7 protein-coding genes and 1 pseudogene are annotated in these 10,310 nt (G+C 58.0%); 3 read left to right on the top strand and 5 right to left on the bottom strand.

The window, feature by feature from the left end:
- The first annotated feature begins 98 nt into the window (after positions 1-98).
- Positions 99-350 carry a hypothetical protein gene (locus ABMA59_RS36555; RefSeq protein WP_349010240.1) on the top strand — a complete coding sequence of 84 codons (252 nt, stop codon included), beginning with the start codon at positions 99-101 and terminating at the stop codon, positions 348-350.
- 464 nt (positions 351-814) lie between these two features.
- On the opposite strand, the gene ABMA59_RS36550 is transcribed toward ABMA59_RS36555, so the two are convergent.
- From ABMA59_RS36550 to ABMA59_RS36535, 4 genes are all read right to left on the bottom strand, one after another.
- Entirely contained in the window at positions 815-1,216 is a 402-nt protein-coding gene (locus ABMA59_RS36550; protein ID WP_349010239.1) for a DUF6130 family protein, read from the bottom strand.
- A gap of 77 nt (positions 1,217-1,293) precedes the next feature.
- Positions 1,294-2,043, bottom strand: coding sequence for an SDR family NAD(P)-dependent oxidoreductase (locus tag ABMA59_RS36545; RefSeq protein ID WP_349010238.1), 750 nt, complete (start codon positions 2,041-2,043; stop codon positions 1,294-1,296).
- Positions 2,044-2,045: 2 nt separating this feature from the next.
- Entirely contained in the window at positions 2,046-3,014 is a 969-nt protein-coding gene (locus ABMA59_RS36540) for an MBL fold metallo-hydrolase (protein ID WP_349010237.1), read from the bottom strand.
- Positions 3,015-3,210: 196 nt separating this feature from the next.
- On the bottom strand, positions 3,211-4,029 hold the full coding sequence (locus ABMA59_RS36535) for an alpha/beta fold hydrolase (protein ID WP_349010241.1): 819 nt from the start codon (positions 4,027-4,029) through the stop codon (positions 3,211-3,213).
- Positions 4,030-4,361: 332 nt separating this feature from the next.
- Here ABMA59_RS36535 and ABMA59_RS36530 point away from each other — a divergent pair, with 332 nt between their 5' ends.
- Together ABMA59_RS36530 and ABMA59_RS36525 are read left to right on the top strand one after the other, a co-directional pair.
- Positions 4,362-7,235: an ATP-binding protein gene (locus ABMA59_RS36530; RefSeq protein ID WP_349010236.1), complete on the top strand. Its 2,874-nt coding sequence runs from the start codon at positions 4,362-4,364 to the stop codon at positions 7,233-7,235.
- Positions 7,236-7,384: 149 nt separating this feature from the next.
- Positions 7,385-7,624, top strand: a pseudogene (locus ABMA59_RS36525) (transposase); the annotation flags it as partial.
- A gap of 163 nt (positions 7,625-7,787) precedes the next feature.
- On the opposite strand, the gene ABMA59_RS36520 reads toward ABMA59_RS36525, so the two are convergent.
- Complete coding sequence (locus ABMA59_RS36520; RefSeq protein ID WP_349010235.1) at positions 7,788-9,683, bottom strand: calcium-binding protein; 1,896 nt, start codon at positions 9,681-9,683, stop codon at positions 7,788-7,790.
- Positions 9,684-10,310: the final 627 nt, after the last annotated feature.

The following is a 10,310-nucleotide window of genomic DNA, read 5'->3' as shown; positions in this document are numbered from 1 at the left end:
GATCGGCCGCGTCGGCGACCATCCGGTCAATCGCATCGACGAACTTCTCCCCTGGAACTGGCGCACCCGATCCGACACCAGACTGGCGGCCTAACACCATGGCTGCGATCACCCGGGTCTACACCCTCCCACTCGTCGCCGACATGCTCGGCGAGGATGCCGACCTACTGTGGGAGGTCTATGTCGACATGGAACCGGAGGACGGCTGCCTCTGGGTCTACGGGCCCGACGAACAGCAGATCCCCGCCTTCACAGACTTCGGACTCGAAAGTCTGATCGACTTCATCCGCGAGCACAAAGCCAATCGCGGCGACAGCCAAAACGGCAGCCCACAAGAGCCCGGGTCATAACCGGGCGCTTACGACAATGGGGTCGGACGCAGAAAGGCAGCTTACCGTCTGGTGATACCCAGAGCCGGACTGTCGGCAGCCGGCCCCCTTATCTGCCTATCTGCAATGCGCCCCTCGGGGAGGCCCGCACGATGCCGCGTCAGGGCTTTTGCTCGTCGCGCTTCGTTGAAGGCGCATTATAATCCGCGCGCCGGACGAGATGAAATTGGCACCCTACGCCATTGTTTGCGCGAGATAATCCAGATTGCCATTTCGGTGTAAGCAGGGACCCCCAATTGAAGAGGCAGCTCTCCACGGTACCAAGACTGTCGACCGCCAATTTGCGCCCCCAGGCGATGCATTCCCTGGTTGAGGTGCCGACGAAAGCGATAAAACCTACGGAGCCTTTCGGCTCGAGCGTCGGGACGGGTCAACGGGCCTCGGATTGAACCAGAGGACACGGTCCCCCCAATGCCTCAGTTCCTTCACGGAACTTCAAAGCTAACCGTCTGGCTGCCCATGACGCGATGCATAGGGTCTGCGAGCTCGACCAAGACCCTGTGTGGCCCGGGAGGCAGCCCGACAACGATAATGGTTTCGCCAGTGGCATCGACAAAATGCCAGGGCGCATCGTCCACGGTGATATGCACATGACCAATGCGCGGAGAGACATCGAGTGCTCCTGCGCCGAATACCGGCACGACGCGCAGGTTTTCGGTACGGTACTGGATAAAGACAAGACCCTTCTCGAGCTGCTCTGGAAGCGGCGGATCAACGAACAACTCGGCGGGCGGCTCGTCTTCAATTGCGACAAGCGGCGACGGGCCAATGACGTCGCGGACGCTCTGAGCCTGAGCGGCTGTGGTGGCGAAAGCAGCGATAGTCATCGCGAGGAGCCTCCCAGAGAGGGGTTTCATGCCAACCTCCGCTTATTCAAGCGTGAGCGCGGTCAACGGTGCGCGCTCTAGATTTGCGCCGAGCCGCCATCGACGAACAACTCGATACCTGTGACAAAGCTGCTGTCGTCCCAAGCGAGAAATAGGGCTGCTCTAGCAATTTCAGCGGGGTCGGCTAGTCGGCCAAGCGGAATTGATTGTTCTGCAGCGCGGAGCATTTCATCATGCGCCTGCTCCGACGACGTAAGCCCATGCCAGCCCGGAGTGGATGTGTTGCCCGGCGCGAGAACGTTGACGCGTATTTTCCGGTCGGCCAGATCGAGGATCCAGGTCCGCGCAAACGCTCGGATGGCTGCCTTGCTGGCGCTATAGACACTGAACGCCGGCGTCCCGGTCGAACCGGCTGTCGATCCGGTGAGGATGATGGAGCTTCCATCCTTGAGAAGGGGCAGCGCTTTCTGGACCGTGAACAAAGTTCCCTTCACGTTCGTCCGGAAGGTCGCATCGAAATGCTCTTCTGTGATCGCGCCCAGAGCAGCGAACTCACCCCCTCCGGCGTTAGCAAAGAGCACGTCAATCGACCCCGCTTCGTCCTTCACGATCGCGTACAGACGGTCGAGATCCGCAAGATTGCCTACGTCGCCAAGGACGCCCCGAACACCGTTGCCGACGAAATCGATGGCCTCGTCGAGCTGCTTTTGGCGTCGACCGGTGATAAACAACCGGGCTCCCTCGGAAGCAAAACGCGTCGCGGTGGCAAGGCCGATACCAGTCGTTGCGCCAGTAATAACGACGACCTTTCCATCAAGTTTGCCCATAGTCAAACGCCCTCGTAGACCAAGCGGGTGAACAAGCCCGCATCAATGACGAAGTTGCCCCAACGCGCGTCGAAGGGCGCAGTGGGCTTGGCGGCGACTGTTTCGTCTCGGGTTCGCCCCTGCCGCTTCAGCGTCGCGACCTTTTCCCGAACCGCGACAAGCATGTCGCGATAATCGCTAAGTTCTGAGCGGTTGCTGACGGGCCTGCCGTGACCCGGGATGATCAGCGTCTTTTCGGTTGCCGCCGCGATGCTCACCTCACAGGCGGCAATCGTCCCGTCGATGCTACCACCTGTCGAATAGTCGATGAAGGGGAACGCACCGTTCCAGAAGATGTCGCCGACGTGAACGATGTCCCATTCGGCAAAGCTGACCGAAATGTCGCCGTCTGTATGAGCCGGAGCAAAATGTCTAAGGGCTAGCGATGTACCGTTCAGTTTGAGATCGAGCGCTTCCTCGAAGACCTCGCTGGGAAGCCCGCCTTGCGCGAGAGGAAGGAAGTTATAGTCCCAGTCCTCGACGCGCTGGACCTGCGATAAATACTTGAGCGTGTTGGCATGCGCTGTGATCTTGGCGCCCGCTGCGTTCAGCCAGGTATTCCCATCAGCGTGGTCGAAGTGCCAGTGCGTGTTGATCAGGTGTGTGATGGGCTCTGGACCGAGCTGGGATAGAGCTTCGCTCACCTGAGGCTGAGACACACCTATTCCCGCATCGATCAGGACTTTACCCTCGCTTCCGGTGAGCACGGCAACGTTGCCGCCGGAGCCCTCCAGCACACTGACGTTGCCATGCAGTCTGTGTATGACGATCGGGGATGAAGCCGCACTGTCCTTGATAAACGTGACAAGGCCGCGTGCCTCCGCGTAAGCATCGCGGGGTGAGAGCCACCCGCCCATCGAGGCGGCGGCCGAGCTGGCGATGCAGCACATGCAAAAGCCGCGGCGGGTCAGAAGATGCTGGTTGCGTGTCATGAAAATCCACCCTCCGGCGAACTGAATTTCGAGGCCTCTTCCAAACACCTGCCGACACGCGATTGTTCAGCCGCTCCCGAGATGCGCGCGGCGGCACACATCCCGGCGTGGACGGCGGCGGTTGGCGCTCAGATAGACGCGCCTTGTCGCTTACCTTCTATTGGCCATACTACCGCGAACTGCTCTCCGGCTTCGCTCACGAGTTCAGGAAGGCGAGCAGGTCAGCATTGATGGTTTCGGCGTGCGTCGTCGGCATGCCGTGGGGAAAGTCCTTATAGGTCTTCAACACGCCGTTCTTGAGAAGCTTTGCGGAGAGTGGCCCGGCATCAGCATAAGGGACGATCTGGTCGTCCTCGCTGTGCATAACTAGCGTTGGAACAGTGATCTTCGTCAGATCTTCCCTGAAATCCGTCTGCGACCAGGCCACGATACCATCGTAGTGTGCCTTGATCCCGCCCATCATGCCTTGCCGCCACCAGTTACGGATCAAGCCCTCGATCGGTTTGACCCCTGGCCGGTTGAACCCGTAGAATGGCTCGGAGGCCACATCGAGATAAAACTGACCGCGATTGGCCGCGAGCTGAGCCTGATATCCATCGAACACTTCCTTCGGAAGCCCACCTGGATTGGACGCAGTTTTCACCATGATGGGCGGCACAGCGCTGATGATCGCAGCTTTCGCCACGCGATCCTGACCGTGACGCGCCAGGTACCTCACCACTTCTCCACCGCCGGTCGAATGCCCCACATGAATCACATTCTCCAAACCGAGATGGGCGATAACCGCGGCAAGGTCATCGGCGTAATGGTCCATGTCGTGGCCATCGGCCCCCTGTGAGGAGCGACCATGGCCGCGGCGATCATGCGCGACAACGCGATAGCCTCGATCCAAGAAAAACATCATCTGGGCGTCCCAGTCGTCAGCCGAAAGCGGCCAACCGTGACTGAAGACAATTGGCTGCCCGACGCCCCAGTCCTTGTAAAATATCTCGACGCCGTCTTTGGTCGTGATCATTCCCTGTCCTCCTTCGGGAGAGTTGGATAGCTTTGGATGAGATGCCGAAGCTTGGTCAGCAGCGAAACTGCTACTTGGCATGGTGGCAACCGCGAGGGCGCCAGCCGCTCCCGCTATCAAATTCCGGCGGGTGGTGAAGGAGCGCTCAGGCAGGTTGTTTGCAATCGACCCGCTGTGAAAACGGGCGCTGACATGTTCAGGCATTGTGGATCCTCCATCATCGCCGGTCAGATTGCGTGTTGCCGGACTATGCCCGAACCATGCTTCGATCGGTGTTAGGAAGTGTTACGATCTGTTAAGATCGTTCTTGCCCAACCCCGAAAGATCCTTTTATGAAGCAGCCAGGACAAAGCTCGGGCTCGCTCGTGACGCTGATGCCAGGGAATGAGATTCTGGCTTTCGGACTGTTTCAGCTGTTGCCCTCCGGCCGCACGCTCTTAAGGGCCGGGCAGCGTGTCGCCCTAGGCGGTAGAGCATTCGATGTCTTGATTGCGCTTGTCAGCCGGTCTGGTACCGTCGTCAGCAGCGAGGACCTCCTCGCGCAGGTCTGGCCAGGTGTATTTGTTGAGAATGGAGCGTTGCGCGTTCACATTGCCGCGCTCCGCAAAGCTCTGGGAGACGGTCAAGACGGGCAACGCTTGATCGTCAATATCCCCGGTCGAGGGTATAGCTTCGTTGCTCCGGTATCCCGCCTGCCGCCACAATTGGAAATGCCTCCTGAGGCGGCAACTGCCGCTCCGAGCAACTTGCCTCAACTGCTCACGGAGGTATTCGGGCGTGAGAGATGGATTGCGGTAGTCGCCTCCGATTTGATGTTGCGGCGTTTCATCACCCTTGTTGGCCCTGGCGGCATAGGCAAAACCACGGTGGCACTCGCGGCTGCAACCACTCTAAGCTCATCCTATCGTGATGGAGTCTTTTTTCTGGATCTTGCACCGATTGCCGACCCAGCGCTAGTTCCGAATACACTGGCTTCGATACTTGGCCATGCTGTCCACTCCGGGGACATCATTTCAGCGCTGGTCGCGATGCTGCGGCAAAAGGCAATGCTTCTTGTTCTGGATAACTGCGAACATGTCATCGAGGTCGCCGCGAAAATCGCAGAGGAAATCTGCAAAGGCGCGCCGCTTGTGCACGTCCTTGCTACGAGTCGTGAACCGCTTCGCGCCCGTGGTGAGCACGTCCGGCGCATACCTCCGCTGGAGGTGCCTGCCGCCTCGGACCTCACCGCAGAACAGGCGCTGGCCTTTTCGGCGGTGCAACTCTTTGCAGATCGGGCAGCCGCATTCGGCTCCTTTGTCCTCTCCGACAATGATGCGCCGGTAGTGTGCGAAATCTGCCGTCGTCTTGACGGAATTGCGCTGGCAATCGAGTTGGCAGCGGGCCGTGCTGACAAGTTTGGAGTTCACGGGATAGCAGCGCGTCTCAACGACCGTTTTCAACTTCTTACCAGCGGTCACCGCACCGCACCGGCCCGTCACCAGACACTTAATGCGACGTTCGATTGGAGTTTCGAGCTCCTCCCCGAGGCCACGCGCACCCTGCTTCGACGCTTGTCTGTCCTAGCCGGTGAATTCAATATCGACGCAGCGGTCGCGTTAGCCGCGGATAGTTTGATGCCGGCTCCCGCGATTGCCGAGCATTTGGCCGCCCTGGTGTCAGCCTCCCTCGTGACCGCAAGCCTCGTGGGCGAAGAAGTGTCCTACCGGTTGCTTGAATCGACACGCGCATATGCGAGGAAGAAGCTAATCGATAGCGGAGAGTTCTATCGAGTTGCAGAGCGGCACGCCACGCATTTTCGAGACATGCTCCTGCCAGCGGAAGTCAATGCCGATACTCATTCCGATTCGGCTTGGCACCAAGTTTACGGCCGTCAGATCGAAAATCTCCGGCTCGCCTTGGATTGGGCGTCATCGGACGATGGCAACCGGCAACTTGCAATTGACCTGACCGTCACTGGCATTCCGATCTGGCTGCGTTTGTCGCTCAATGAAGAGTGCCGCCAGCGGGTGGAGGTTGCTGTTGGTCTGTTAAATCCTGCAGAACATCAGAGTTCGCACCAAGCAATGCAATTGTTTTCAGCTCTAGGAAATTCTCTGTCGTACCGTTTCGATTCCAGGTCAAATAAGGCTTGGGCTCGTGTCCTGCAGATTGCGCGCGCTCTCGGCGACAATGATTACAAAATGCGCGCAATCAGAGGGCTTTGGACGAACGCCCTTGGTGATGGCGATATCCCACTTGCCGAAGAGTTAGCGGTCGAATTTACCGGCATTGCGCGAACTTCACCTGATCCAGCGGACGTTCCCCTCGGCAAGCGTCTAACGGGCATGGTGTTCTACTATCGAGGAGATTTCCAGGCCGCGCGGGCTTTGCTGGAACGAGCAATGGCAGCGCAAGAGAAGCTTGAGACTGGACGCCATCTCCTGCGTTACAGGCTCAACCAGCACACCGTAACAGGAACGGTTCTAGCGAAAGTTCTATGGTTTGTGGGGTGCCCTGATCGCGCGTGGGCTATGGCCGAAGCGGCGTTGACGAGGGCTAAAGAAACCGAGCACGCGTTAACGATCATGGACGCGCTAGCCTATTCATCCTGCCACTTGGCGATTCTTCTCGGCAGGCTCGACACCGCAAACCACTACATAAAGGAACTGCTGGATCAGTCCGTATGTGATCCCGAAGGGCCCTGGGATATCTTCGGCAGGTGTTGGAGAGGAGTACTCCTGAGCAAGAAAGGGGAGTATTCGAGCGCCGCCCAGTTGTTGTCGGAGGCGCTCCATCAGATGCCGCCAGGAAATTTTCTGGTCCCTTACAACTACTTCCTCGGGGAATTGGCCTTCGCTCTCGGCCAATCGGGCGAGGTCGCGCGGTCGAAAGAGACAATCGCTCAGGCGATTGAAAGCTCCGTATTGCAAGAGGAACGCTGGTGCATGGCCGAACTGGCTCGGTTTAGGGGTGAGATCCACTTAATAGCTGGAGACGCAACAGCAGCGGAGAGAGAGTTCCTGCGCGCCTTAGCCCTTTCGCAAGACCAGCACGCTGATTCGTGGGCTCTGCGAGCCGCGATGAGTTTGGCACGGTTGCTTATGCGACAGGCCAGAAGAGCGGAGGCTCTTGAGCTGTTGCGGCAGGCGATAGGCAAATTCCGCGAAGGTTTCGCTACCCACGATATTCAAGCAGCCAGCAAGCTTGTGGAAGAATTCAGATGAGGCTGTCGCCTCCTACGCACCGCCTGTCGGCAGCCGTTCGGCCAAGGCGCGGCATGGCATCCGGCGCATTAAACGCTATGCTTTGTGACGTTGCCCCCGCGATCTAATCCGGATTGAAGTTCGTTCTGGCCCATGGAGAGGACCAGGACATGAAGCGCAGCCGTTTCTCTGAGAAGCAAATCATTGGAATTCTGAAGGAGCACGAGGCCAGGGTTTCGGTCGCTGATATGTGCCGAAAGCACGGGGTCAGCGACGCCTCGATCTACAACTGGAAGGCTCGCTTCGGCGGGATGGACGTCTCCGAGGCGCGGCGCCTTAAGGCGCTGGAGGACGAGAACACCCGGCTGAAGCGACTTCTGGCAGATGCTATGCTCGACAACGCGGCGCTGTCTTGGATGCCACAGGTGGAAAGCTGGTTGCCGTTTATCGCAATCGTGTTGGTGGGCCTTCCTGTTCGTGCTTTACTGGTTCGGGGGCGGGAGGTTTCAGCCTAGCTGCTGAAAGATAGCCGGGCTGCCCTTTTTGATACGCTCTCCGAGTCGAGAGCATCGGTCAAAAGATCAAGAAGTCTGCCGCCGTTATTGCTGCCTTGTCCGTTAATACGCCGAACAAAGTCCGAGCGGCGGCGCCACTGCCATCCGCGTCGTAATACAGTCCACCATTGGTGGTATTATATATGATACGGTCATCTGCATCCGCAGCGAGGCCTGTAGTGTTCGCGCGAAAGGCGGAGCTTGCCAATGCACCTACGGCGAGCGTCTGAAATATAGCGCTCGAAAGCTCAATTGTGTCGTCGGCGGCCTTGAAATCGGTGATCTTGTCGGAGTTGGTCGAGGCGTTGAGCGCGCTATTAAATCGGAACGAGTCTAGCCCGTCGCCACCGGTCAGGATGTCGACGCCGGTGCCGGCTGCGAGCCGATTGTTACCGCTATTTCCGACAAGCGTGTCGTTGAAACTCGATCCGGTAATCGACTCGATTGACGTGTAGGTATCCCCCTGCGCGGAGGCAGTGTTCTTCGTGGGGTCAAGCAAATTAACAATGACACCGGCCGCCGCGCCCGCATAACTTGCAGTGTCAACGCCGGAACTGCCGCTGAGTTGGTCAGCGCCGTTGCCGCCGACGAGAATGTCGTTACCTAAGCCACCAAAGAGGACGTTGGCGCCATCATTGCCGGTGAGCGTATCGTTAGCTGTGCCGCCGGATAGATTCTCGAACCCGCCGCCGTATGCGAATTCCCCAGCGCTTGTAACAACACCGCCGTTGACGAGCGAAACGCTGAGATTCGCGGTGAACTTTGCGAAACTCAGCGTGTCGACCCCGTCTCCGCCGGAGAGGCGGATGAATTCTGCCGGGTCCGATAAACCTTGCAGTATGGCGGTATCGTCGCCGGCACCCAGCGAAAGGTCGCGCACTCCGAAGGTGCCTACATTGACGGTGTCATTGCCCTGGCCCATCGTTACGGCATCGACGTAGTCGGAGCCGAGCGTGAGATTGTCGTTACCTTTGCCAAGGGCGACGAGGCGTGCACCCTTACCAACGGTAACCGTATCGTCGTTGTCGTAAGTCACGATTGAGTCGGCATAACCGGAGACGTTGATCGTGTTATTGCCCTGTCTGAGATTAATTGACCCCACGTCGGTGAGATCGACGACGTCGTCGTCTTTACCCGTTACAATCGCATCGATTAAGCCCGTCGCCTTCACCGTGTTGGTTCCATCCCCAAGGTTTATCAGCCCGGCGCCCGACGATCCGATCGTGATCGTATCAACACCTTCATACGCATAGATGGTGTCGACATAACCTGTCGCGACTACCTTATTTGTACCTGAACCGAGGCGGAGCGAACCGGCCCCACCAGCGCCAATAGTGAATGTGTCATTGCCTTCATAGCCGAAAGCCGACTGCACGAAGCCCGTTGTTGATTTCAGTGTATTGGTACCGCTTCCCAACTCGAGTGAACCGGCGCCGCCAACCCCAACCTCAATCGTGTCAGTGCCGCTCCCCATGGCAGCGAATGCTAGGAACTGCGTTCCGGTTTTCAGGGTATTGTTGCCATCAAACAGATCGACCGTCCGATGAAATCCCGTCCCCAACGTTACCACGTCATCGCCCATTCCGCCGGTGATTGCTCGAACGGACGTGCTTTTCAAGGTCAGGGTGACGCCGCCTTCATCATGGAAGAGCATATGTTCGATGAAGCGATTCGATCCGTTTATGGAATCGTTGACGACTGTCTTCAAGGTGCCGAGCGAATTGAACTGAAGCAGACCCGCATTCCAATTCGAACCAGTGAGGTTGACGGTGGCAACGTAGTTGGAACCGACATCGGGCGACCACACGTCAACGAAGAAAAGATTGCTTCCACTCCAGGTGTAAGTGTCGTTGCCAACGGTGAACGCAGACGAACCGTTCAACGCAATTGTTATGTTGCCATGAATCTCCGACATGTTGGTTCCCCCTGGGAAAACTGGCGTCTCGTCAGGCGAGCTGCCGACGTTATCGCAGGAAGAGAGAACCAGCAGGAATGACTAAGGGTCAATTCAACAAATGGGAGCAGTGCCTAATCAATTGTTTGCACATCGCGACATCGCGAAAAAGGCGGACATCCCGATTGAGTGAAACGGTGGTGGCCGAGTTTACACGTTCAAAGCTCTTGGCGTTTATAAACTGCGCCACCTTTTCAGGGAAGCCGAGATAGGAATGGCTGCATCCCCAGGACCACATGGCCGCTGCCGTTATACACAGCATAGATACCACAGCCGGCTCCTGCTTCCAGACAGAAGCCGGCGGCTTCCGATTGTTGACAATCGCATTCTCGAGAGGAACGGTCTGGAGGCGATGCCCCGGATCATTTAGTCACGCCTCTCAAACGGCCTTAGCGTACGCCTCCGAGGAGTGCCGCCTTGTGAACATCGGCGCCAGGAATGATTACAGGTCGTATGGACACCACTACGACCAAGAATGATTTCAAGCTTCTGGAGATCGTGGACACGGGCCGGCGTCGCCGGTTCAGTGCGGAGGCGAAGCGTCAGATTGTCGAGGAGAGCTTCGTGTCGGGCGATGCGGTATCCGCG

Source organism: Mesorhizobium yinganensis (assembly GCF_040081985.1).
GTDB lineage: Bacteria > Pseudomonadota > Alphaproteobacteria > Rhizobiales > Rhizobiaceae > Kumtagia > Kumtagia yinganensis.
Note: the sequence above shows the minus strand (reverse complement) of the source record. Positions and strands in the feature narration are given on the sequence as shown.